Genomic DNA, 26823 nt, shown 5'->3' with positions numbered 1-26823 from the left:
CTTATCCATTTTCTGTATTCATTTCAACCTTTTTCTATGATTTTAACTGCCGTAGCATCTCGCTAACCTTGGTCATCATTTCCTTATAGAAGCTGTACAATTCTTCGCCATTAGCCAAATCCTTGTAGTCGTAATCAAGGGCTTCCTTTTCCTTCTGATAGGTGGCGGCCATTTCCTGTAAAACAGTGATGAGCTCCGCCGCGCTTTCTTGATTGATAAGATCATTGCTACGTCGTTCCGATTTCTTTTCAAGCTGATCCATCTGTTTCGGGCTCAATTCTTTAAACGTTTGATAGATCTCGAAATCAACAAATTTCGTTGTCTTCATCAGGTTGACAAACGGCTCCCAGGCATCTTCCTCAAGCTCTTTATCATAAACATAAAGAGCACCGCGCTTACGAATCGTTTTCGTGTAAACGGCCTGAATAAATTGATTTAGGGAAATTTCTTTTTCCTGTTGTGATTCCATATATTTCTCAATCTCGGCCATCTTTTCTTGAATGTAACTATATTTTCTTACTTCCAATTTCACTCTTTCAATCAGTTTAGGTGAGCGGATAAAGTTTTCTTTCGCTAATTCCACATTAGTACTCCCAAAAATATCACTGGAACTAGTGGATTCCATGCCTCCAGAAAACAACTCTTTTAACTGCCGGAGCACTTGTTTCAGGTTTCCAAGGCTTGCTTTATCTAATTTCTTCGGATCTACATCATGCTTCGCAAACAGCAAGCCCATATTCAGTTCGTTAGTAAAATGGCACTGAAACCGCGCGCTTGTATTTTGATCGGCATTCTTCTCTGTAATGCAGCCGAATCCCTTCGCTTGCTCAAACAGGGAGCGGACACCGGCATTATACTGTTTAACACGCTCGTTTTGGTACGTATCTCCCCAAGATTTTTCCGGAATTGGTGAAGGAAGGTAGGCCCAGTTTTCTTGATTCGTTTGGACAAGATGGCGGCCAACACCTTCTTTTTCTAAAATTGTTTTTTCATAAGCTGTTTCGTAAATCGACAGCGGTGAATAGGCAAACAAAGGAATCCCGTTCTTGGTGTTTAACCAGAAGATGCGGTTTTTTAGTTCACTTTCCTTAATCGTGAAGCGAGAATGGCTCAATGAATGGCGCTCGAAATTTTTAATACCATTGAAAATATTGGGTGCCTTCACTGGTACGGACACAAAGCCCCATTGCGGGAAGTGCAGCTGCCCATTGCTGTTGGCCAGATGGAAAACTGGCAGGGCATCACGGTCTAGTCGTGCGGCAATCTTATCTTCAATAATCTTGTCAATTGGTTGGTCATCGCCGTATTTTAAGCGTAAAAAGTCCTCCATGGATTTGGTAATCAAATCGCCGAACTGGTCGGTCAAGAATTCGGAAACCGTGCCAACGATATCGATATCGGATTCTTTTACCCAATAGGTTGATTTTTCGAGGAGCATTTCCGACCATTGCTGAACCAATATTTCGCCGTCCTTGGAATCAAATAGCCGCTGGATTTCGCGAGCGACATCCGGGACACTGACTAAGTGCCAATAATACGTGACGTTATTGTCCTGCTTGATTTCCTCACCATCGACAAGGATATCGGCATTCTTTTCAAAAATACTCTTCAGTGTCTCTAAGATTTCCTTATACACTTCATAAATCTTGTTATTCTGGTTGTTGAGTAGCTGGTATAGATCCTCATAAAATTCAATCATTTCTTCGCTGCGCGCTTTTTCAGCTCGTGCATAATACTCAGTTAGCTTTGCTTCAACATAGGCGTTCTTTTTCTTTTCTTTAGAAATAAAGGCGCTTCTAGCATCCTCCAGCCGATTCAAAGCATACTCCTGCTCCGTAGAAATCGCTTTTGGTAGCAGTTCTAAGCGGTCACGGAGTCCTTCTATATAAGCTTGTAAGGTTTTTAGTAGGCAAAAACCTTCATTGGAGTGTATCAAGCGTGATGCAAAGATTGGACCTTTATTCGGATGCAGGAACAACCGCTCCATGTGGCGGCGGAACTCTTCCATAATCTCCCCAGGAAGCTGTTTCTTGCATTTACGGTATTGTTCCTTTGCTTTAAGCAAAAATTCCCTATCTAATTCTTCATCAAGATTGATAACAGAAGTTTTAATCACGTTGTTGTAGGAGAAGCGGTCGCTATTCTCAAAGCCAGATAAGGCTTCAGGCACGCGTTCATTGAACCGCTGATGAACAGAATCGGGATCAATCCTTAGCTTTTCCATAAATTGCTCTACTTCCGTTTGATCGGGACCCGCATCAAACATCGTGTTCATTTTTTCAAACAGCTTATAGCCGATATAGGTGGTCATTTCTTCAAGCGGAATCTCCGCCATCGATGCCCCGATAATGTTGTATTGGTAGTTGGCGGCGTATGGCTTGGGCATTTGCGCAATATTAGTGCGGATATTACTGATATAGTCGTGGATGGCAAATTCTTCGCCCGATTTCTTTTCTTCATTGGCCATGAAGTTGGTGATATTCTCAGCGGTGACATTCATGCAGTAATCATAAGCGTTTTCTAGCCATTTACCTTCGAGGTTTGTCCCCGAGATTAAATGACAGAGATTAAACGGCGGCATTGGTGAATTGACATCTAACAGGCTGCCGTATCGCATTTTGAACCGCTCATTGCGTTCATCACAGTTCATCCAGTAATCAAGCTCTTTTAATGCGGCATAGCCATTTTTCTCAATGTATTCAACAGTGTGCGAGCTTAGGCCTCGTTTTGATAAATTTACATCTGGCGTAAATAGATAGCCAAGTATACTGACTTTGTCGACACCGGCTGGCCCAAATTTCCGTTCCATGATTCCGCGGGTGATATAGGAAATATCGAGATAACAGCCGCTGCCGGTTCCGCCGGACAGTCCTGTTAATATGAAGACATAGAGCCGTTTATTCGTTCCTTCTAGAACGGATTCGATTTTTCGTTCAATCGTTTGCACGACTTGATTGATTTTTGTAAACAGAAGCAAGCGTCCAGCCTGACGAACGCCAGAAGCACCACTGATGCCGTCGGTAATTAATAGCTCAGGGGACAGCCATTCCTTTATGTACGGCTCAATTGTACTGCGATTTTGCAAAAGACCGCCGATTTCCGGGTTAGAAAGGAGAACAAATTCTTTGTTCGGGTCGAGGCCTATGCCTTTGTATTTTTTATTGCGGTCATATTCATTCGTTTCGAACGCTAAAAACTCAATATTATTCGGCTTTTCCTTTTTCTTTTTCGATAACGGATCCTGCGGAAGTTTGAAGCGGCGATTTACTTGGTACTTTAGTCTTAATAAGGCATCAATTCCGGTGCCGCCGAGGCCGATGACGAGCATCGGATTGTCAATTGTATCAACGCGGATTTTCTCCGAAATTATGCCGCCGCCTAAGGAAACATCCAATTGCGAAATATGCTCTCTTACACTTGCTTTCATGCAAAAATTCCTCCCTAGCTGATTAGTACTAATAAATATATAGACGAAAAATAGCGTGGTTAGGATTCTATTTTCGGTGTCAGGTATCATAGGTGGTGCCTGACACCTCTCTAGCTCCAGCGACTGGTCAAGTTGCTCATGGTTTTCAAGTTAACTGATATACTCAATGTAAATAGTTTTATTAACCTTTTTTAACACAATCCGCAAGCGGTCGTTCCGCTTTACCTCACGACCATTTTTGGCGTCGATTGCCCGGCCGCCTTTTTCAATCGTGCATTCGGAGTTATTGACGAGCAGCAAGGTATCACCTGAAGCTGGCTTAAAAATGATATGCTCCGTTTCAGTGAACTCTGGTGCTAGCGACAGCAGTTGATGGAGACGGATCTTCCCTTTAAAGCCTTTTAATTTTTTGAATTGCGGGTTCGTGCGCTCTCCTGTATCCTCATCCTTAATTTCGACAACGATTTGGCCGCTAAAGCCGCGGTTCTTCTCTTTCATTTTTGTTAAAAGAAGGTAGGCAAGGGCTGCTACAAGGAGGGCCCCAATCACACCAAGCCCGACATAGAGCCATGGGAAGGGTTTTTCTGTTTCCGTAGAACTTGGTTTCGCAGTCACAGGTGCCGCTGCCGCCTTTTTTACTGTAACCTTCTGCGGCTGTGTCTCACGGAAAAAGCTATTATCCTCAGCCTTTACAACCACCTCGTATCCGGAGGCGTTCCCAATCTTAAACTGACCTGTAAAGCCTTGATCATCGGCAGTTAAGCTGACTTCCTCTGTTTTCCCCTTGTCGAGGTCTTTGACGAAAAGAGTGGCCTTCATTGATTTATAGATGTTTGTATCGGTAATCACTGTACCGTTATCCTCAAAAAAGGCCCCTATTTTGACTGTTTCACCTGCATTGTAGGTCTGCTTGGCGAGCGGACCCAGCTTCAGCTGCAGGTCATAGTTGAAGACAAGATTAATATCGATTTTATCCTTTGGAACCCCTTTGACCTTCAGCGTCCAATCGCCTTGGACCGGTTTCATCAGTTTGACCATCGAGTACGTCTTCGATTTGGACAGCAGGACCTGGTCTGAAGGAATGGCCAGTTCTTTGCCGGAAGGATCGAGGAGCTTCACCTCAACCGGCTGGCTGGAAATCAGCGAAATATTGGCTTCGAGTACATTATCATTAGGGACATTTAGTTTGATATCCTGGTATTGACCGTTTCCAACAACTTGGTTTACTGGCACAATTTTTAACTTTAAATGGTTGGCGAAAATTTCACTGAGAATCGCCGGCAGCTTATCAGCAGAGCTTGCTTCAAAGAATTTTCCGTGGGTGCTCTTGGCAACATTTGTAAGAACTTCTTTGTTCAGCTTGCCATCGGCGTTCAAGCCAATCGTATAAATCGGATAGCCCTTGGCTTGTGCATCGGCAACGGCTTTGGTGAGATCCTCGTTAGCCTGTTTGCCGGTTTTGGCTTTCTTTGGATCGAGCTCATTGTTTCCATCTGCAAGCAACACAATCAACGGGAAGTAACCTTGTTCATGGCTGGAATCGAGCACCTTGACGGCTTCCTTAACTCCGGTGGATAAGTCGGTATAGGAGTATTTCCCTACTGAGTCGATGAATTCTTTCAAATCCTGTTTATCCTGTTCCGACTGAATTTTAACAAGTGCCTTTTCACGCATCACTTCATCGGCGTAAGCGATGGCACCAATTTTATCTCCTTTTAAGGAGGCCATATCAATAAACATCTTCATAGCTTCATTACTGATATTGTTTGGATCGCTACTCTTCATTGAGTTACTGACATCGACGACGAGCATTCCTTCAATTCGGGATGTGGAATTTAACGGACTTGCAGCGCGTACAATATAAGAGCTACTATTTAAGAATAAGAAAGTAATGACGATAAAACTACTAATCCATTTTTTAAACATCTGTGTGCAACCCCCACTGTCGGTTTCCTATTCGAGTAATACATACATTTTTTTGCATTATAATTCCATTTTACCATTGCTGTAATAATATTCCCAAACAATTATAATCTGGAAATATCAAAATATTACTACTATAATATCTTTAATGGTAAATCTATGAAATAATTTGGCTATTATTTGAACCGAAAAAGGGGAAGTAGAATGTATAGCATTGTATTTACTAGTGCACTAGTTTTGATTCTAATCTGGAAAATCTATAAATTATTTAAAAATAAACGCAGCAGTGGCCACTTCGAAGATATTGATGATGAATTAGTCATCATGCTAAATGAAGGTGATTCCATTGGCTAAACAAGCTGTCCGGTTTTCCAAGAAAAAGCGAACGCAATACCGCTTCCAAAAGCTGAAGATGTGCAAAAAATGTAATCGCTATTCCGTCCTTAACGATGAGAATTGTCCGAAATGCGCATCGGAATTTGTTGGAATTGAAAGTCTTGTGAAATCTATTTTTAAAAATCGGTTATTAACGGAATCGATTTGGATTTTAATTATTGTCTGTATGGGTATCGTGGCCGCACCTACGGTTGAAACACTGTATTATTCCTTAATCGCAGGAGTCATTTTTGTTATCAGTTATGTGCTGCTGACATCCATCTTCATGAAAAGTGAATATTTCATTCAGCTAAAAAAACTGCTTAGAGTGGATTTTAAAAAAATTCAGGCAGGTATCCAGTTTGACAGTGACCTTGCCAAAGAGGATGTCAAACAGGATCAGCTCGCACCCGCCTATGAAAAGCTGCGTGAGATTGGCGACTTTATGGATAATGATCAGGTGAAAATCCGCCGCGTCATGGTCTTAAATGAAATTGCCCTGAGGAGTGACATGGAGCTTGAGTTGGAAGAACTTATTCCCTCATCCTATGATAAGGATTTTGTGAAATATGCGCTCGAAGTGTTAAAAATTAACCGAACTCTGATCACGAAAAAGTGTATTGCTTACTTTATCCATTATCGTGATGCTGTTGTTATTGATTTCGGGATGGATTCGCTCATTTCTGTCGCCGGTACGGCATTAAGAATGAAGCTGTATATTCTTGAATTTTCTGGGTTTATCGAAGAATTCCTTGACTACTTTCCAAAGGAGCGGCTCTTGAGGCTATGCAATATTGTCCATGCCAATCCAGATGTCGAGTGGGGGAGTCTTGAGGAAAAGACAAAACGGTTGGTGGCGATGAAGTACCATTACGATCCCGATTTCAAGCGGTTTGTTTCGTAGAAAGGACATAAATCCATGTTGAAGCTGACTGTTTATAAAAAAGTAAATATGTCCCGAAATTTTTTCTTGCTTCTTCTGATTGTTCTGCTCGTGCTTGTTGGTGGCAAAATCATGTTGGCTCATGAAAAACTCGCCACCTATAAAGAAGCGATGAAATTATTTCAGTCCGGGGAATTAGTCGCCGCAGAAAGGAAATTCCGAGATGCCAAGCTGAATTTTTCAGTTACGGACCACAATAAAGACATCAATCTAAAGCTCTCGATTCTGTCACCAATCCGTGAAGTCATGGAAGATTTAGATGAAAAAGCTGCCGATTATTATGAGAAAAAAGACGTCGACAAACTCGTTGATATGTACGAGCGTTGGCAGAAAAGCCGGAAAAAATGGGTGTCAGGCACCAGCATTCAAAAGGGTATGTATGAAGAGATGGTCGTGTTGACGAAGCTTGATCAAGATATGGAATCGTATTTTTCAACGATTAAGAAAACAAATCTAGCGAAATTGCAAAATAATACAGCAAATAGCAGTTCGGATGAAGAAGAGATTTTTACTACAATGAAAAAGATTCCTAGCGAATATTACGGCAGTGACCCTTCTTCTAAAACAAAAGAAATTCAATCTAGTTTCCAAACGTATTACGCTGGAAAAATCAATACAATGACAGCGGCCAATGCTCCAGTTGTCGATCTAGTTACCGAGGGCCTTCGCCAATTCGGCATGCTAGAAAAGTTTTCAATTGCTACTAGCGGGCTCAAGGAAACCCTTGATTCGCATTTGCTCAAGGTCCTGACCTCGGCATTGGGCAAAAATGATTTTGCCACCTTTGCTGAGCAGGCAAACAGTATCAAAAAACTGTCGGCGAATATGGCCTCTGCTAAGGTATTTCCATTTATCGAAAAATCGAAGAATGATTTACTCGCTAAAGCGAAGAATCTCACAGCTGGCAATAAATTTGCCGATGCCATCAGCATCTATGAAGCACTTAAACCATTAGAAAATACTGACCAATTTATCGCCAATGCTAATCTGGCCTGGGATCAATATGAACCGATTCGTGTGCTGCAGCGATTATATCCTGGAAAAGAATTCGCTAACGTTGTGAACGCTAAGAACAAATGGGGAGCAGACAGTGTCGTTGCGGCCGTCTCCAAGGATGGCGGAATTTTCTTTGGCAAGCTTAAGGGTGAAGAGGCGATGTCGGTAACGGAGGGGAGTTTGCAGGGGGTACAGGCAATTAATAAGCTAGATTTCCTAAGCAATTTGAGCAAATCCAACAATCCCGTTATCTATATGGAGGCGAAATCATCGGAACGGAAGCATCATTATGTGGCTTATGAAGTTCGCTCTGGGTCAATGGTGGAAATCTTGGATGTCGAGGCAGATAATCTAACCATTGAAGCAAAGAATGTTTTATTAGTCGATAATCCGACCGGATCCAGTGCGGGTCAACCAGCCTACTATGAGTTGGACAATGACGGAAAATATCAATTTACAAACATAAAAGTAGATTATGTCGATATCGAAGTTGGCGATATTACGAAATACATGGGGAAAAAGGTCCGTTTCACAGCCTATGCGGCTTCGAAAGTTAATGGCGAGGCCTTGGTGACGTTATCAGAATCCTATAACTATAGTAGCGGACAATGGGAGAAAACGTATTTATTGTTAAAGGGGAAGACTAATTTTACCATTTATACGAATTATATCGTTATCGGAACCTTTAACAGCTACACGAACATAACCACTGACACCGGTGAACAGGTACGTGTACCGGTCTTCCAGGTTGAAAAAGTTGAATAAAAGGAAAAGACCAGTCCGTGTGACTGGCCTTTTTCAAAAGATAAGAAAGTATAAGATTTTCGACTTCGAGAATTGTCCAGCTCCAGCGCCCTAGCGACTAGAGTGCTTCCCTCACCTCCCTACGATAAGTCAACATCGGTTCGCTAACGCTCACCGTGTTTCCTTTATCTCAGTCGGTTCAGTCCAGCCCTTACGTCGCTGACCAGGGCGCTTGCGCTTTTCTTAATCATTTTTCATTGCTTGTCAGCGGGATAAATTGATTAAAAACCCCAATTGTCGTGACTTTTCCCCTTCCTACATCCGAAAAGTCCGTTTTGTAAATGGAGAAAAGAAAGTAATCTTTTTTTGTTGTTCCTGCATCAAAGATAGATTTCCCGGCCAGTGAAAGGATGCCTTTTTGTAAAAGATTTGAAGATTGATCCATCGTCTTGTGATTAATCCATTCAATATATTCCGAGCGGTCAGGATTTGTTGCAGATAAAACAAAAATAACGGCGAGCAAAAGAATGATGGAAAATAGACGCTTCATTTATCCGGACCCCAATCTGATAAATTTATTGGTGGAATTCAAACTCGAGCTACTTGTACATTCATATGTCATCCCAATCGGGAACATTACTAGAATCTCCAAAGCGGTATCATCGCTTCGACCTGAAAACCGCTGCTCTAAAGGAATTTCTAATATCCTTTTAATTGATATTTTTATTTGGTGCTATTTAGCTGCTGATATGTTAAATTATTACTATTATAATCTTATAATTGTTTTGATAAACATGACTACATACTAATTCACACGAGGTTTCTAAATAAATTCGAAGGAGACAAAACCGTGCCAAGAAAATGGAAGTGGATACTTTGCTGTTTCCTTTTCCTGCTGTTATTAAACGGATTCGGAATACTAGCGGTAAATCTTTTAGGTAAGTAGACGAGACTTAAAGGCAGGGAATGACGCTATGACAACAAATTTAACCAAACCGATGTCAAAAAAGCTGCTTTTTGCCATCATCCTAGTGACCATTGGGGCGGAGCTTCTTCTCTATTTGGCACGATATAGCACCATGGCCATCACCTTATATGATGCCCTTATGGTGTCATCCTTTTTTATCGGCTGGAGGCTTTACCGGCGGCTCGGCAGTCCGCAGGACAAACCGAAAACAAAACGGCAGCTATCGCTTCAATTCACAGGTGCCTTTCTGATCTTTGTCCTCGGAAGTACAGTGATCAATATTTATTCAACCTACACGTTTCAGGACTTTAGCGATGATTATGATCAATACGTTCAGGACTATGTTGATATTCAGGCGTATGATGCCGGAAATGAAGGACCTTCAGCCGAACCGATGGGGTCCTTTTTTGAAGAAGTAGATTTGGTTGGCTACGATTTATTTGCTGACACACTTGCTGGTTTAGAAGAGGTTTGGCGGCTGGCCTATATCGTTCTATTCCTTGTAATTTTTAAAAAGATTTTCCGACGCCGATGGGAGAGCGGTCGAACAGACATCTTCCTGATGGCGGCACTGTTTCTCACTTCCATTCTGTTCGGTATCGATCATACGTTAGACGTGGAACAACCATGGTCCATCAAAATTGGCTCCATCGTCAGTTTTGCCAACATGGGGCTCTTATTTGGAGTAATATTGTTATGGACACGAAATCTATGGGTGACAGTGCTCGTTCACGCACTCTATGATATAACAGCCACATTGTCATGGTATTATGTCGAATACGCAGTAGAACTATTTGCCCTAGCCATATTAGTTGTCCATTTGATCCTGTTTACGCTCGAAAAAATGCACCAAAGACGGTTAAAACGACAGATGGAAAAAGTGGAGCTTATTCAGGCTGCAGAGTAAATTAAAATAGGATGTTAAAGAGGTTACCGTTCGATTACGGCAGCCTCTTTTTTAGGTTGTAGGACCAACTTAATAAAGGCGGTATTTCCCGAGAAATGACGTTTATTGTCGACTGCTTTAGGCACAATGTTAATCCGAATAGTAAATACCTCAATAATGGTTAAATAGTTATTTATCATCCATTTATAGTTTTATTTAATATAAAGTAAATGTAATGTAAAAAATGTTAAATATTGTAGAATGATTATCGAATTTATACTAAACTAGTAGGTACATGGCAAATGTCATGCTGGGGTGATCATAGATTAATAGTTTTCAATTAAGCTGCTCCGTAGAAGTACTTTTGAAAACATGACTATGACCCTGGAAACGAAAAAAATCAAGAAGGGGGCATGCCTATTCAGTTTGTTTACTACCCTACAGCCAAAGGTATAAACATTCGAATAATCAAGGAGGCGTAAAGAGTGAAGTTTTTTAAAAAACAGATGTTTATTTTAGTAACGATTTTTACATTATTAGCCAGCTACGTGTTGCCTTACATTAACCATGCTAATGCAGCCGAGAATTACATAACCGTAGCCCAAGCGATTGCAAATAACTCAGGTAGCGCAACTGTAAAGGGATATATTGTTGCGTTCACCAAAGGAACGAAATCGTATAGCTTTACGGGACCTTTTTCAAATGATGATAACTTTGCAATTGCTGATAGTCCTGATGAAAAGGACCCTGCAAAGATTATGCCAGTCCAGTTAACTACCAATTATAAATCACAGTTTGGATTAATGACCAACCCAACTCACATCGGTAAACAGGTTTTTGTTACCGGAACATTAATCGCATATTTTTCTGTACCAGGATTAAAAACCCCTACTGCTATTAGTTTCGAAGGTGGTGGCGGTGGACCAGTCGATCCTCCAGTAGATGGTATCAAAATAAGTGCGATCCAAGGGGAAAGCCACACTTCACCGTACAATAGTCAGAATGTTAAGAGTGTTCAAGGTATTGTTACTTTTGTTAAAGATGCAAGTAACTTCTATATGCAGGATCCAAAACCAGATAGCAGCGCTAAAACTTCTGAAGGTATTCTTGTTTACCAGAAGAATCACACCGTTAAAGTAGGAGATCTTGTCGCTGTTGATGCACTTGTAAAAGAGTGGGTGCTTGAAGGATACAGCGATATGCTGAAAACTGACCTTGCAACAACTGAACTTGATGCAAGTGCAGGAAAGGTTACAGTTATAGCAAGCGGACAAGAATTACCGAAGGCCCTTGTCATTGGCAAGGACATTCACCCGCCAACTCAAGTAGTAGATAATGACAAATTTGCTGCCTTTGACCCAGAAGAGGATGGAATTGATTTTTACGAAAGCATCGAAGGCATGCGTGTTGCCATCGAAAACCCAATGGCTGTTGCTCCGCAAAGATATGGAGAAGTACCAGTTATTGCGGAAAAAGTAGAAGGTAAAGTTTACACAACACCAGGCGGTATTCCGATTACGATAGATAACATGAACCCTGAAAGACTGCCGCTCCTTTTCACCGTAAAGGATGAAACATACAAGGTTAAAACAGGGGATAAATATAACGGTACGGTAACGGGTGTCATCACCTATACGTTCCAAAACTATAAGCTTCTAACTAATAAGGCAGATCTTCCTCAATTAGTAGAAAGCGACTATACGCAAGAAGTAACCGATATCGTTAAGGATGATGATAAGTTAACAGTTGCTTCTTATAACATGGAAAACTATACAAAGGCGGATGCTGCTAAAACTTCAAAAATCGCTGATTCCTTTGTGAATAACATGAATAAGCCTGATATTATCGGCTTAGTAGAGGTTCAGGACAATAACGGGGAAACTGCTGGCGGAACAGCCGCAAACCAAAACTATCAAGCTCTTATCGATGCTATTAAAGCTAAGGGCGGTCCAACTTACGAGTGGACCGATATTGAACCAGTTGATAATCAAGACGGCGGCGCACCTAACGGTAACATCCGTGTAGGATACATCTATAATCCTGATCGTGTTTCGTTAAAAGCAGGAGCACAAAAAGGTAGTTCCACACAATCAGTCGGCTATCAAAATGGTTCATTAACATTGAACCCTGGAAGAATTGATCCAACCAATTCAGCATTCTCCTCCAGCCGTAAGCCATTAGCTGCAGAATTTATGTTTAAAGGCGAAGATGTCATTGTTATTGCTAATCACTTTAATTCTAAGGGCGGAGACCAGCCGATTTTTGGAAAAAATCAACCGCCTGTTCTAGGCAGTGAAGCAAAGCGCGTGCAAATCGCCGGGATTGTTAATAATTTTATTAAAGATGTAAAAAGTAAAAACGCGGATGCAAACGTTGTCGTTCTAGGTGACTTGAATGACTTCGAATTCTCCAATCCGTTAACTGCCTTAAAAGGCCAGGAATTAACAAACTTAATTGAAAAAGTTCCAGCGCCAGAAAGATTTACTTATAGCTATCAAGGAAACTCTCAGGTGCTTGATCATTTACTAGTGTCTAACAATTTAGTAAAACGTTCTGAAATTGACATCGTTCACTTGAACTCACCATTCACACCAATGCACGGACGTGTCAGCGACCATGATGCCATATTGGCACAAATCAACTTAAAATCTGGACCTATACCACCAGAGCACAAGGCGATTGACTTATCAATCATGCATGTGAATGATACGCATGCAAATGTGGAACAGTATCCGAAGCTTACGAATGCAGTAAAAGAAGTAAGAGGGCAGAAGCCTAATGCCTTGCTTGTTGATGCAGGGGATGTTTTCTCTGGAACACTTTACTTCAACCAATACCTTGGACAAGCAGATTTAGGGTTTATGAATGATCTAGGATATGATGCGATGACATTCGGGAACCATGAATTTGATAAAGATTCAAAAGTTCTTGCAGACTTTATTAAAGAAATGAAGTTCCCGCTTGTCAGTGCAAACGTCAATGTAACAAAGGACCCATTATTAGGACCATTGTTCAAAAATGAAATCAAAACTGACTCAAAAGGCGGCAGCATTTATCCGGCAATCATCAAAGAAGTTGATGGCGAAAAAGTGGGTATTTTCGGATTAACGACTGAAGATACAACCTTCCTTGCCAATCCTTCTAAAGATATCGTGTTTGAAAATGCGGTTGAAAAAGCAAAATCAACCGTTGCTGCGCTTGAAGAGCAAGGAATTAACAAAATTGTTGTCCTTTCACACTTAGGCTATGGCCCCGACCAGCAGCTGGCATCAGCAGTAGATGGCATTGACGTCATTGTTGGAGGACATACCCATACAAAACTAGATAAACCAGTTTTGATTAATAAAGCAGAACCAACTGTTATTGTCCAAGCTAACGAATACCTTAAATACCTTGGTGTACTGAATGTAAGTTTTGATGAAAACGGTGTGGTAAAAGCTCAAGAGGGTAAGCTTCTTGATGTAAATACGTATAAGGCTGATGAAGCAGCACAAGCAAAAGTAGATGAATTGAAAAAACCACTTGACGAGTTGAAGAAGACCGTCATCGGTTCATCAAACGTATTACTTGATGGTGAACGTAATAATGTTCGTTACAAAGAAACAAACCTTGGTAATTTGATTGCCGATGGAATGGCACAAAAAGCCAATGAAATTTTGAAAAATAACACAACCATTGCGATGCAGAATGGAGGCGGAATTCGCGCTTCTATCAAGCAAGGCGATGTAACGCTAGGCGATATTCATACGGTAATGCCATTTGCTAACCTGCTCGTAACACTTGACCTAACTGGTGAAGAGATTTGGCAGGCACTTGAGCATAGTGTCAGCAAAGTTGAAAGCGGTGCAGGTCAGTTCATGCAGGTTTCCGGTATTCAATTCAAATATGATCCGGCAAAACCTGCATTCAATAGAGTTTGGGATGTGAAGGTCAAAACCGCTAATGGCTTTGAACCAGTTGACAAGAAGAAAACCTATTCAGTTGCAACCAATGCGTTCGTAGCTGATGGTGGTGACGGATTCACCATGTTTAAAAAGGCCAAAGACGCGGGCCGTATTCATGAACTGTTGCTCGTTGACTATGAAATTTTAACAGAGTATTTTAAAAAAAATAGCCCTGTTTCACCTGCTGTTGAAGGTAGAATTTTTGCAGGGGAACAACCAAAACAACAAACTGGCTGGGTTGAGCTTGAAGGTGTTTGGTACTACTTTAACGAAAAAGGTGAAAAAGCTACAGGATGGCTTCATTTAGAAGACAAAACCTATTACCTTGATACAAAAACTGGAGCGAGGAAATCAGGTCTAGTTGAAGTGGAAGGTAAAAAATATTATTTCGGAACCGATGGTGTGATGCAATCAGGCTGGATAACACTTGGTGGCAACAAGTATTACTTCGGAACCAAGGGTGACATGCAAACTGGCTTTGTAACAATCGAAGGTAAAAAATATTACTTCGGAACCGACGGTGTGATGCAAACGGGCTGGATAACACTTGGTGGCAACAAGTATTACTTCGGAACCAAGGGTGACATGCAAACTGGTTTTGTAACGATCGAAGGTAAAAAATATTACTTTGATGCCAACGGTGTGATGAAAACTAACTGGGTGAAAGTTGAAGGCAAATGGTACTTCATGGCTGGAAACGGCATCATGCAAACCGGCTGGGTTAAAGACCAAGGCAAATGGTACTTCATGGCTGGAAACGGCATCATGCAAACCGGTTGGGTGAAAGACCAAGGCAAATGGTACTTCATGGCTGGAAATGGCATCATGCAAACCGGATGGGTCAAGGATCAAGGCAAATGGTACTTCTTAGCTGCTGACGGCGCGATGAAGACAGGCTGGATCTCTAGTCAAAATAAATGGTATTTCTTAGATTCTACAGGTGCGATGAAAACTGGCTGGGCTAAAGTAAATGGCCAGTGGTATTATATGAATGCTAGTGGAGCGATGAAAACTGGCTGGTTATATGTAGGTGGTAAATGGTACTATTTATACGCAAATGGTAAAATGGCCGCCAGCACCAAAATCCAAGGCTACAAACTGGGTGCGGATGGTGCTTGGATTCGCTAATTAATAGGAAGGACCAACTCTACAATGTGGGGTTGGTTCTTCTTTTTTTTTGAAAAGGGCCAGAGCGCCGCCAAATTCATTAATAGTTATTAACAAGAAACACCAGAGTATTATTCTTTTACAATAAAACTAATATTCTTTAACAATAAAACATGGCATTAGAAATAGTTATATTTAATTATATTTTTCCGAATAATTCAAAATTAGTATTCAAACCAGATACATTGTTACGTCAAAAAAGGCAAAATTTCTTTTGAAATTGCTAGCAAAAAGAGAGCGCTTAAACGTCACGAATGGACAATAAATATTAAAAAATGGATTATTGTAAAAAAATACCCACTGAACTGCCAATTATTACGATATGGTAAGGCAAGTTCCTTAAGAATTATCGCAATTTTGTCGAAAATTGCGAAAATATCTTTTTCGTTTTCCGAATATTCTATTGACCTTTCGTTTGGAAAAAGATTATTATTATATTTGTATATTCCGACTATTCTAACTAAGAAGGTAAGAGGATTATCAAAAAAGAAAAATAGCAGGATATTATTACTATATTAATAGGGGGGAAACGTTTTAATGAGCAAAAAGAACCGCAATAAGAGGCACAAAATTGTTACATATGCATTAGCATCAGCTATTGTGCTAGGAAACTTTAGTTTTGTTACTCCAACTTCTGCTGCCTATAAGCCTGGGGATATAGAGTCCAAAATTCAACTGTTAAAGCAACAGCAAACAAGGGAGTCATTTAAAGATAAAACAAAAACTACATCTACAAGTGCAAGAGCAGATCTTAAAGCGACAGATAAGGTTCGTGTTATTGTTGAAGTGGACGGGGAAACACCTGTTGAATATGCAACAAATCAGGGGAAACTATACAAAGAATTATCAGAAGATAAAAAATCTTCACTTTCCACTAAGACAGAAAGTCAGCAAAAGTCTGTTAAAGATAAAATTGCAGCTAAGGGTGTAAGTATTAAGTATAAACAGAAATATTCAACAGCCTTCAACGGTTTCAGTGGTGAGGTTGCCTATGGTGATCTTGACAAAATTGAATCCGTTGCAGGAGTAAAAGCTGTTTATTTAGCAAACGAATATAATCGTCCTAAAGTAGAACCAAATATGAAAACGAGCCATCAGTTCGTTCAGTCGCGTGATACTTGGACAAAAGCTGGTTTTAAAGGCGAAGGTATGGTGGTAGCAGTTATCGATACGGGTGTAGATCCATCCCACCGTGACTTTAAATTAACCGATGCTACAAAAGAAGGTTTAACAAAAATGGAAGTTGCGCAAGCAGTTGCTGACAAGGGCCTAAAAGGAAAATTCTATACAGATAAAGTTCCGTTTGGTTATAACTATTATGATCAAAACGACATCATTCTTGACTTAGGACCTGGCGCTAGCATGCACGGTATGCACGTAGCTGGTACAGTTGCAGCAAACGGGGACGAAGCGAATGGCGGCATTAAAGGGGTCGCACCTGAAGCACAAGTTCTTGCGATGAAAGTATTTAGTAATGACCCAATCTACCCATCGACATGGTCTGACGTTTATCTTGCGGCAATTGATGATTCTATTAAGTTAGGTGCAGACGTTCTAAACATGAGTCTTGGTGATGTTGCTGCTTTCTATCAGAAGGATAACGCAGAAGACCTTGCAATTCAAAGAGCCACTGCAAACGGAATCGTTTGTGCGATGTCCGCAGGGAACTCTAACCATATTGGTGATGGCTGGGATAATCCATATGCCCAAAACCCTGATATCGGAGTAGTGGGCGCTCCTAGTTTAAATCCAGACGGTATTTCCGTAGCTGCTTCTGGTAATGAAGCTTTCTTGTATCAGCATACGATTCAAATAGAGGGCAACACATCCTTCACGGCAGTAGGTAAAGGAATCGACGATTGGACCGAGCTAGCAACTGCTAATGGTGGTAAACTTCAACTAGTCAGCCTTGGAAATAAACTCGGTGCTCCAGAAGACTATAATGGTCTTGATGTAAAAGGAAAAATCGTTGTGGTACCACGTGGAACTTTAACCTTCGTTGACAAAACAAAAAATGCTGCTGCGGCTGGAGCAGCAGGTATTATCGTTTGGAATGCTACAAATGGATTCCCGTATGACAACCAAGGCGGTTGGGATGTTCCATTCATGTTAATTTCAAAAGCTGAAGGCCAAACCCTTAATGAGGCGATTGCTGCAGGACAAACAACAATTAATGTGTCTCAATTGAAAAAATCTGAAAGTCCTGAAATGGGCCGTATGACAAGCTTTACTTCTTGGGGAACAACACCAAGCCTTGAGTTGAAGCCTGAAATAACTGCTCCTGGTGGAAATATTTATTCCACATTTAATAACAATAAATATGGAGTAATGAGCGGTACTTCGATGGCATCACCACATGTTGCCGGCGGATCAGCCCTCGTACAGCAATACTTGCAATCAGATGCTCGTTTCAAAAATCTTTCTGTAGCTGATCTTTCTCATCTTGCAAAAGTATTATTGATGAATACGGCAAAAGTGATTGATGACTTAAATGGCCAGCCGTTTTCTCCACGCCGCCAAGGTGCTGGAATGATGCAAACCTATGCAGCTGTGACAACACCTGCATACTTTGTAAATAAAGCAACAGGCGATGCGAAGGTAGAATTAAAGAACTTCCAAACGAAGCAATTTGAAATGACCTTTACAGTGAAGAATATTTCAGACAAGTCTGTAGCATACAATGTAAATACGGATGTACTAACAGATACAATCCAAAATTACGGCAAAGATAACCCTGAATATAACGCTCTAATTGCCGGAAACCTTGAAGGTGCAAAAGTTGATGCTCCTAAAACGGTAACAGTACCAGCAGGGAATTCTGTGGACTTTACCGTAAAAGTGGATTTCTCAAACGCAAAAATTCCAGGTCTTGATGCAGATGATAATAAGACTCTATTTGACTTAAGAAAGAACATTTTCGTTGAAGGCTCTGTTACATTAGAAGCGGTAGATAAAAATAATCCTAATTTAACTGCCCCATATGTAGGCTTCTACGGAAATTGGGATGAACCGCAAATTGTCGATGGCTTTTCAACCCTTGGAGAGGTTCGTTACTTTGATATAGGGGTTGACGCAGTAACAAAGGCAGATAATGAATTAATTGATTTATTACCGGTCCCTGAAAAGAACTTCTTTGCTCTTTCTCCAAATGGGGATAAATACAATGATAACTTTAATCCGATCCCTTCATTCTTAAGAAATGCTCTTGAAGCTCAATTTAATATTTTGGATAAAGACGGAAATCAACTCCGTAGAGTAAAAGCTGAGTCAAATGTTTACAAAAATGCCTATGATAGTGGACAGGCTCCCCCATATTCCCTAAAAGGAGACCGTATATGGGACGGAAAAATAAAGGGCCAAGTCGTTAAAGATGGTTTGTATTACTACGAAATCAAATCCGTCATCGACTATGCTGGTGCTAAGTGGCAATCCAAGAAAATCCCTGTCTATGTTGACACTACTGCACCTAAGGTTACCTCCACCTTTGATCCAGACAAATCAGTTGTATCTTGGGAAACAATTGAAAATGGAACTGGTACGGAAGAATATTGGATTTTTGTAAATGGAGAACGTGTATCTACTGTTAATGGAAAAACTACTTCTTATGCGCTTGAAGGAGTACCAGAAAAAGCAGTCATACAAGTAGTAGCTTGGGACTACGCTGGAAACTACGGCTATGATACTTCTGCAATTGGTGATGTTGATCTTCCACTAATCATTATTAGTGATGGTACAAAAGATAAGGATGGGAATTATGTTCCAAATTCACCAGAGCCATGGGGAGCTTATTCTTCATTTGAAGTTCCTGTTAAAGGATTTGTAACGGATGATACTGGTTTAAAATCATTAAAGGTAAATGGAAAAGAAATTGAGTTGAAGCAAGACGAAGCTGGTCGTTACAACTTCTCAACAACTGTTACATTTGTTAAAGATGGACTATTTGATGTAATTGTAGAAGCTGTTGACCACTCTGACAAAGTAATCTCGATTGCTCGCAAGGTCTATATTGACACAACGAAATCAGTAATTAATGTAAATCCACCAGCAAGAGTGAATAAGAATGTTGATAAAGTTACTTTGAATGTAAACCTCCAAGATAACTTCAACTACTTAAAGTTCTATATTGATGATAATAACGAGTTCGAAGTGCCACTTGTAAGCCCTGTGGATGTATTAAAACCATTAAACAAGGATTATCAAGTAACGGTTCCGCTTAAAGAAGGCGAAAATAAATTTACTTTGAAAGCGACTGACCTTGGCGGTAACGAAACCGTTAAAGAAATTGTTATCAACCGTAAGGATGCAGATCCAAAACCAGATCCAAAGCCAGAAGTGAAAAACGGCTGGAGCTTCGAAAATGGTTCATGGTTCTATTATTCAAAAGATGTAAAAACAACAGGTTGGGTACAGGATAAGGGCAAATGGTACTTCCTTGCTAAAGACGGCAAAATGCAAACCGGCTGGGTGAAAGACGGTAACAAATGGTATTTCCTAACTAAATCAGGTGCAATGGCCACTGGTTGGGTAAAAGACGGCAAGACTTGGTATTACCTAAATAAATCAGGCGCAATGGCTACTGGTTGGTTATTTGATGGAGGCAAGTGGTATTATCTCAATGCCAATGGTGCAATGGCCACAGGCTGGAAGCAAGTCAATGGCAAATGGTATTACCTCTATAGTTCAGGCGTAATGGCTGCTAACACAACGGTAAACGGCTATAAGCTTGGCAAGGACGGAGCTTGGATTAAATAAGTTGGAGTTCTATTATATTAAGGCGAACAGACTCTCATCTGTTCGTCTTTTTCTGTGGAAAAGGGGCGGAGCGCCGCAAAAATGAATCACTTTAACCAGTTAAAGTGAAATACCCATTTCACTAGACGAAAGATGTGAAGTCTAGCTCTGCTCTCACCGCCTTTATTAGGTGACTACGGCTTGTTCTCTAAATTTATTTCCATGGTTGGGTTGGGAGTTGAGGCTCATGATAGTTTTTTATTGTGAATTTTCGTGTAAAAATGACAAAAGTACTAAAAACGACATATTTTTCAATTTTTGGTTGAAAAATTGTGTCAAAATGAGAGAATAAGAGAGTACATATAAATTTTAGGAACAGGAGGATCGATTTATTTACGGTAAAATTAAGGTTCTGCCATAGAATGTGAGTGGCTAAATAACTAACGAGAACGCTTTTCTTCAGCGGGAAATTCACTTTATTTCCCATATCTCGAAATCTGGTAATTTAGTATAATCATAGTGCATTGCTGTTCTCATTTAATGCTTATTTTCCACATAATCCATTCAGAAACCGGCATTCCTAATGTTTTTCCTCGGCTTTAAGCATTTTTTTCATAATAAAAATAAATAGTTTCATAGAGAGATTATGATCCAGGGGGGAGTAATATTGAAGAAAAAACGTGTCACTGCTTTAGTTTTGGCAACGATGTTGTTCTCTTCGACAGCATCTGGCGTTACTGCGGCTGGAACCAATACGTGGAAGTATCAGAATAACAGTTGGTACTACTTAACTTCAACAGGAAAGAAAGTTACCGGCTGGGTACTTGATAAAAACAAATGGTATTTTCTAGGAAGTAACGGTGCGATGAAAACCGGCTGGGTACTTGATAAAAATAAATGGTATTTCCTAGGGAGTAACGGTGTGATGAAAACCGGCTGGGTTTCAGACAAAAATCGCTGGTACTTCCTTGATAAAAAAAGTGGTGCAATGAAAACCGGCTGGCTGAAAGAAAATAATATTTGGTATTTCCTTGACCCAAGTGGTGTGATGAAAACAGGTTGGCTGAAGGACAAAAACATCTGGTATTTTCTTATGCCAAGTGGTGCAATGAAAACAGGCTGGTTATTCAACGCAAACAGCTGGTATCTCCTTGATCCAAGTGGAGCGATGAAGACCGGCTGGGTGCAAGATAAAAACTTAACGTATTTCCTAAACCCAAGCGGTGCAATGGTCACAGGACAAAAATACATTGATGGAAAGCCGTACGTTTTTGCCGCTTCAGGAGCTTTGAACACCGCTCCTATTACAGGCTGGTTCCGCGATGGCTCCATTGCCATGTATTTTGATCAAGATGGTAGCAACCATAAAGGCTGGTTAGTGGATGGAACTAATAAGTTTTATTTTTCAGAGGATGGCTTTATAAAAACCGGCTGGTTAACGGAAAATGGTAATAATTATTACTTTGGTTCAGATGGGAAAATGCAGACTGGTTTGCAGTCTGTTGATGGTCAAATATACTTTTTCGGATCCGATGGTGTAAAGCAAACGGACAGTGGCTGGAAGCAGATTGAAAACAAGTGGTACTATTTTGGAAGCGACGGTGCTGCCAATAAGGGTTGGCTGACCGATAAAGGCTCAACGTACTATTTGAGTAAAAATGGAGATATGGTCATTGGTTGGTTAGCGCTAGATGGTAACAGGTACTATTTTGATGGGTATGGAAAAATGGTGACTGGCGAACAGGTTATCGACGGCAAGCTCTATAATTTTTTCGAAAATGGAGTCTTAAATACCGGGCCAGTAATCACAACAACGAATTATAACCTTACCTTCCAGCAAATGCTTGATATCGAAATGAAGCAAAGTCCGCAGACGGATAAGTATAAAAATAATAAAGCATACGTGAGCTCAGATTATATTTTACGAGATGCAAATGATCCTACAAAAGGCGTCGTGACCGCGACTACACTATATGTTCGCGAGGAAACGAACTCTAACTCCTTTATTTATGGAACATTGAAGCAAGATGCACAGGTACAAATTGTTGCTGCTGTGGGAACTTGGTATGAAATTAAATATGGCACTTGGCGGAATGCAAAAGCCGAAGATGTTTCCTATTATTTAAATCCGAACACCTTCAGCCCAACAAGTGCAGAATACTTCCAATTTCTATTATTAAACAAAAGCGCTGGAACAGTTGCTGATGATTTAAATAAAAAAATTCTCGCTGGAAAAGGTACCTTGGATAAAATGGGAGATGCGTTCATTCAAGCAGGTAAGCAAAATAATGTGAATGAAGTTTATCTTATTTCCCACGCTTTACTTGAAACCGGAAATGGTCAATCTAAACTTGCGTCAGGTAAAATTATTGTCAGTATGGTTGATGGAAAACCTGTAGAACCAAGACCTGTTTATAATATGTATGGTATTGGTGCGATTGATAGCTGTCCTGAAACTTGCGGAGCCGAAACCGCGTATAAGAAGGGCTGGTTTACACCTGAAGCAGCGATTATCGGCGGTGCAGAATTCATTGGAGCTGGCTATATCAACGCTTCGACACCGCAAAACACCCTTTATAAAATGAGATGGAATCCAATTACACCATACCATCAATATGCAACTGATATCGGCTGGGCGGTCAAGCAGGTAAATAATATTAAAAAAATCTACGATTCGTTAAGCTCATATACGTTGTATTATGATGTTTCTGTTTATAAATAAGGTTTGAAGAGGGCTGTGCATTCTGATGCACGGTCTTTTTTTGCGAAAATAGGGTTATTCTTGATTGTGGTAAATACTAATCGCAATTGATTATTTTTTTGTTTACAGATTTTCTGGGCTACGTTACAATTAAAATACATTCAAATTTTGAACACATCAAAGGGAGGCCCCTTATGGAACAACACTTATTTCAATTATTAGAAGCTATTAATAAAAATGCTAACTTGAATCAAAAGAAAATGGCAGAGATTTGCGGTATCTCAATTGGCAAGGTTAATTACCTTATCCATGATTTAACGTTTGGAGACTATATATTTAGTGAAAAAAAAGGACGAAATATCAGCTATTTTTTAACACAAAAGGGAATCGATTTCCTGCAAAGCGGCATTGAGGCCTACCATCATAAAAAGGTTAATATTCATCAGGAATCGCTGTCAGAAATTAAACAAGCTGTGATTTTAGCTGCAGGCATGAGAACGGATTTTAACAAACCAGCAGGTTTAATGACTTTTGAGGGAATCACATTGTTAAAAAGAAATCTTGATATTTTGCAGGAAAATGGCATCAACGATATTGTCATCGTCACTGGCTACAAGTCTGAACTGTTCGAGGAATATCCTGAATTCAAGCATCTGACATTTGTTGAAAATAAGAAATATAAATGGACTGGTTCGATGGCCTCCTTAGCGGCGGCACAACCCTATATCGCCAATGACTTTTTGTTGATTGAAGATGATATTCTAATTGAAGAGCGGGCAATAAGGGAAACCCTCTCGCATCCGCAGCGCGACTGTATCCTCATCACCAATGAGGGCGGTTCAGGGGACGAGGCATTTGTGGAAATCAAAAATGGCTATCTTCATAAAATTTCCAAGGACATCCACCAATTCAACTATATCGATGGAGAAATGATTGGAATCAGCAAGATTTCCTATGAAGTTTATACAAAAATGGTCAGCGAGTACCATAAAAACAACCGGAATCCATTCATGAATTATGAATATATGCTGCTCGATATTTCAAGGCACTACAATATTGGTTACTTGAAAATGCATAATCTTATGTGGGGAGAAATTGACAGCTGGAAGCACTATACCACAGTCACGGAAAAAACCTATCCGATGCTAAAGCGGAAAGAGGCAAAGTTCAGAGAAATTTGGATTAAAAGCCACCTGATGGATGCATTAGATATTGCCTATGAGGACATTGAGGATATTCAGCCATTTGGCGGCATGACGAATAAAAATTTTAAAGTAGTCATAAAGGGCAAAGAGTTTGTCTTAAGGATTCCTGGTAATGGGACTGAATCAATGATTAATCGAAAAGAGGAAAAATTCAATGCAGCGCTTGCAAGTAATCTGGGTATTGATACGGAGTTGGTTTATTTTAATGAAGAAACGGGCGTGAAAATTGCTGAATTGATTCCTGAGGCTGAAACACTGACCCCTAAAATGACAAAACGACAGGATATCATGGAGCTGACAACGGCCAACTTTCGAATTTTGCACTTTTCTGGATTGGAAATGGCCAATCGCTTTGATGTTTTTGAAAAAATGGTTGAGTACGAGCGGTTGATGAAGGAAGCAAATGGTCACCCCTATGACCATTATTTCGAAGTGAAGGAACAAGTAATGGTTTTGAAGGAAATTTACCAAGGGATGGATATTCAACTTACTCCATGTCATATTGATGCCCTTCCACAAAATATCGTCAAAAGCGGTGAGAAAAAACTTTATTTCATTGACTGGGAATATAGTGGTATGAATGACCCGATGTGGGACCTTGCTTGGCACGCAATGGAGAGTGAGTTTACACCGGAAGAAGAAGAATTATTTTTAACGCTTTATTTGCAGGAAGATGAAGTACCACTGGAAATTCAGCAACGAATGATTATGAATAAAATTTTCCAAGATTTCCTTTGGACCATTTGGACAATTATCAAGGAGGCAAAGGGTGACGACTTTGGCACCTATGGGACTGACCTCTTAGCAAGATGTAGAAAGAATTTAAACCATGACTTAATCAGGGAGATGACATATGTTCAAACAAAATAAAGGGATTTTCTTCGGTTTAGGCTCAGGGTTTACTTGGGCGCTCGACACGGTCTTAATCGGAATGGTGTTATCAAAATCATTGTTTATCTCGACGGAAACGGTCATTTTTCTAGCCCCATTAGTGAGTACATTTTTCCACGATATGTTATCAAGCTTGTGGATGATGATCTATATGACGATAAGAGGTGAATTTACGGTTCCTTTTAAAAAATTAACAACGAGAAGTGGCCGGTTTGTGATGCTAGGTGCGCTTCTCGGCGGCCCGATTGGGATGACCGGTTACGTGCTTGCCGTTAAATATTTGGGTGCATCGTTGTCCGCATCGATTTCGGCCGTTTATCCAGCGATTGGTGCGTTCTTTGCGTTCATCATCCTAAAGGACCGATTAACGATAAAAAACTGGTTTGGACTTTTTATTAGTATCCTATTCATTTTCCTTTTAGGCTTTGCCGGTGGGGAACCCTCTCCTAGTTACATTCTTGGATTCACCTTTATCCTATTTTGTATTTTCGGCTGGGGCATGGAGTGCGTTATTCTGGCATACGGAATGAAGGATGATGAAATTTCACCTGAACAGGCGTTGCAAATTCGACAATTGGTTTCAGCTGTTACTTACGCAGTCTTGATTTTACCTCTTTTCAATGCATATCCGCTTGTTGGTGAAGTCTTTAAGAGCAGCCAATTTTTTCTTATCGCAGTAATTGCCTTGTCGGGAACGGCTTCCTATGTGTTCTATTACAAAGCAATTTACACTTTAGGACCTACCCGGGCAATGGCCTTAAATATTTCGTACGCAGCTTGGGCGATTTTCTTAAGCTTTATCATTTTAGATACGCCCATTACCGCAAAGCCTGTCATTTTTAGTATAATGATTTTAGTTGGCTCCATTTTAACGGTTGCCAACCCGGAAGAACTAAAATGGATGAATATTCGTAAAGGCAGGAGAGCAGTGTAAATGAGAGCAATTTTACTCGCAGCAGGAATGGGTACCAGATTACGACCATTAACATTAACAACACCTAAATCACTAACTGTCGTAAACGGAAAACCAATGCTTGAGAAACAGGTTGAGTATTTACAGGAAATTGGCGTCGAAGAAATCATTGTGGTAACAGGCTATTTAGCGGAAAAATTCGAGTATTTAGAAGAGAAGTACGGTGTGAAGCTCGTTCATAATGATAAATACGAGATTTATAACAATATGTACACGATGTATTTAGTTAGGGAGTACCTTCATGATACGTATGTAATTGATGCGGATGTGTACTTGAATCATAATTTCTTGTTGAAAAATCCAAAAACCTCAATGTATTTTAGTGCACGGAAGCCGGATTTTAAAGCGGAGTGGATGATCCGTTACGACGATCAATATAAGGTGACGGATATTGAGATCGGTGATGGTGATCATGAGTACATTCTCTGCGGCGTCTCTTACTGGTCTGAGGAAGATGGCAGGTATATTGTCGGAAAACTGGAAGAAGCCGTTAAGGATGGCAACTTTAAAGAATTCTGGTGGGATGAAATCGTCAAGAATAACCTTGGTGGCTTGAATGTCTATCTTCAGGAGATTCACCCAGATGACAGCTATGAAATCGATTCATTAGAAGACCTTGAAAAAGTGAATAAACTGTTGGCAGCACAAAAATAAAACGGGCACTTGGTGTCCGTTTTTTTTATCTTTTGTCAGGACTGTTGTGTTTCCTTATATGAAACTGATTTATAGAGGGTTATAGTGACTGTAGTCGGGATAAAAGTCCTTCTCGAACACTTGAAAAGGCTCCATAAAGGCTAGTGGTGACCGGAATCGAGGAAAAACGAAAAAGTGGTAACTAATGAAGGCTATTGGTGACCGGAATCAAGGGGGAAACGAAAAAGTGGTAACCAATGAAGGCTATTGGTGACCGAAATCGAGGAAAAAACGAAAAAGTGGTAACCAATGAAGAC

General features: G+C 40.4%; 13 protein-coding genes. 10 read left to right on the top strand and 3 right to left on the bottom strand.

Annotation, left to right across the window (positions count from 1 at the left end; translation table 11 throughout):
• Nucleotides 1-34: 34 nt before the first annotated feature.
• The gene (locus tag M5A78_RS22475) at nt 35-3427 is read right to left on the bottom strand and encodes a tubulin-like doman-containing protein (RefSeq protein ID WP_248737519.1); all 3393 of its coding nucleotides are present in this window, start codon (nt 3425-3427) and stop codon (nt 35-37) included.
• A gap of 150 nt (nt 3428-3577) precedes the next feature.
• Complete coding sequence (locus tag M5A78_RS22470; RefSeq protein ID WP_248737518.1) at nt 3578-5353, bottom strand: vWA domain-containing protein; 1776 nt, start codon at nt 5351-5353, stop codon at nt 3578-3580.
• A 201-nt stretch (nt 5354-5554) separates the two neighbouring features.
• Here M5A78_RS22470 and M5A78_RS22465 point away from each other — a divergent pair, with 201 nt between their 5' ends.
• The 3 genes from M5A78_RS22465 to M5A78_RS22455 are packed head-to-tail and all read left to right on the top strand — an operon-like array spanning nt 5555 to nt 8429.
• Nucleotides 5555-5704 carry a hypothetical protein gene (locus M5A78_RS22465; protein ID WP_248737517.1) on the top strand — a complete coding sequence of 50 codons (150 nt, stop codon included), beginning with the start codon at nt 5555-5557 and terminating at the stop codon, nt 5702-5704.
• Nucleotides 5697-6629 carry a hypothetical protein gene (locus M5A78_RS22460; RefSeq protein WP_248737516.1) on the top strand — a complete coding sequence of 311 codons (933 nt, stop codon included), beginning with the start codon at nt 5697-5699 and terminating at the stop codon, nt 6627-6629. Before M5A78_RS22465 ends, M5A78_RS22460 begins: the two co-directional genes overlap by 8 nt.
• A 15-nt stretch (nt 6630-6644) precedes the next feature.
• On the top strand, nt 6645-8429 hold the full coding sequence (locus M5A78_RS22455) for a hypothetical protein (protein WP_248737515.1): 1785 nt from the start codon (nt 6645-6647) through the stop codon (nt 8427-8429).
• 226 nt (nt 8430-8655) lie between these two features.
• On the opposite strand, the gene M5A78_RS22450 is transcribed toward M5A78_RS22455, so the two are convergent.
• The gene (locus M5A78_RS22450; protein WP_248737514.1) at nt 8656-8958 is read right to left on the bottom strand and encodes a DUF4359 domain-containing protein; all 303 of its coding nucleotides are present in this window, start codon (nt 8956-8958) and stop codon (nt 8656-8658) included.
• Between the two features lie 424 nt (nt 8959-9382).
• Between M5A78_RS22450 and M5A78_RS22445 the strand changes: the two genes are divergently transcribed.
• The 7 genes from M5A78_RS22445 (at nt 9383) to M5A78_RS22410 (ending at nt 26527) form a co-directional block, all read left to right on the top strand.
• Nucleotides 9383-10282, top strand: a complete 900-nt coding sequence (locus M5A78_RS22445) for a CPBP family intramembrane glutamic endopeptidase (protein WP_248737513.1) — start codon at nt 9383-9385, stop codon at nt 10280-10282.
• A gap of 464 nt (nt 10283-10746) precedes the next feature.
• Nucleotides 10747-15333: a 5'-nucleotidase C-terminal domain-containing protein gene (locus M5A78_RS22440; RefSeq protein ID WP_248737512.1), complete on the top strand. Its 4587-nt coding sequence runs from the start codon at nt 10747-10749 to the stop codon at nt 15331-15333.
• Between the two features lie 576 nt (nt 15334-15909).
• A complete protein-coding gene (locus tag M5A78_RS24825; protein ID WP_319942326.1) occupies nt 15910-20124 on the top strand; it encodes a S8 family serine peptidase in 4215 nt (1404 codons plus the stop codon).
• Nucleotides 20125-20770: 646 nt separating this feature from the next.
• Entirely contained in the window at nt 20771-22825 is a 2055-nt protein-coding gene (locus M5A78_RS22425; RefSeq protein ID WP_248737511.1) for a glucosaminidase domain-containing protein, read from the top strand.
• A gap of 173 nt (nt 22826-22998) precedes the next feature.
• On the top strand, nt 22999-24879 hold the full coding sequence (locus M5A78_RS22420; protein WP_248737510.1) for an NTP transferase domain-containing protein: 1881 nt from the start codon (nt 22999-23001) through the stop codon (nt 24877-24879).
• Nucleotides 24863-25834, top strand: a complete 972-nt coding sequence (locus M5A78_RS22415) for a DMT family transporter (protein ID WP_248737509.1) — start codon at nt 24863-24865, stop codon at nt 25832-25834. The genes M5A78_RS22420 and M5A78_RS22415 overlap by 17 nt, the downstream gene beginning before the upstream one ends.
• Nucleotides 25835-26527: an NTP transferase domain-containing protein gene (locus tag M5A78_RS22410; protein ID WP_248737508.1), complete on the top strand. Its 693-nt coding sequence runs from the start codon at nt 25835-25837 to the stop codon at nt 26525-26527.
• The last annotated feature ends 296 nt before the right edge of the window (nt 26528-26823 follow it).

Origin of the sequence: Neobacillus rhizosphaerae, from assembly GCF_937468385.1 — a bacterium.
In the GTDB taxonomy this organism is placed as follows: domain Bacteria; phylum Bacillota; class Bacilli; order Bacillales; family Cytobacillaceae; genus Neobacillus; species Neobacillus rhizosphaerae.
The sequence above is the reverse complement of the archived record's forward strand: the minus strand, read 5'-3'. Positions and strand labels throughout refer to the sequence as shown.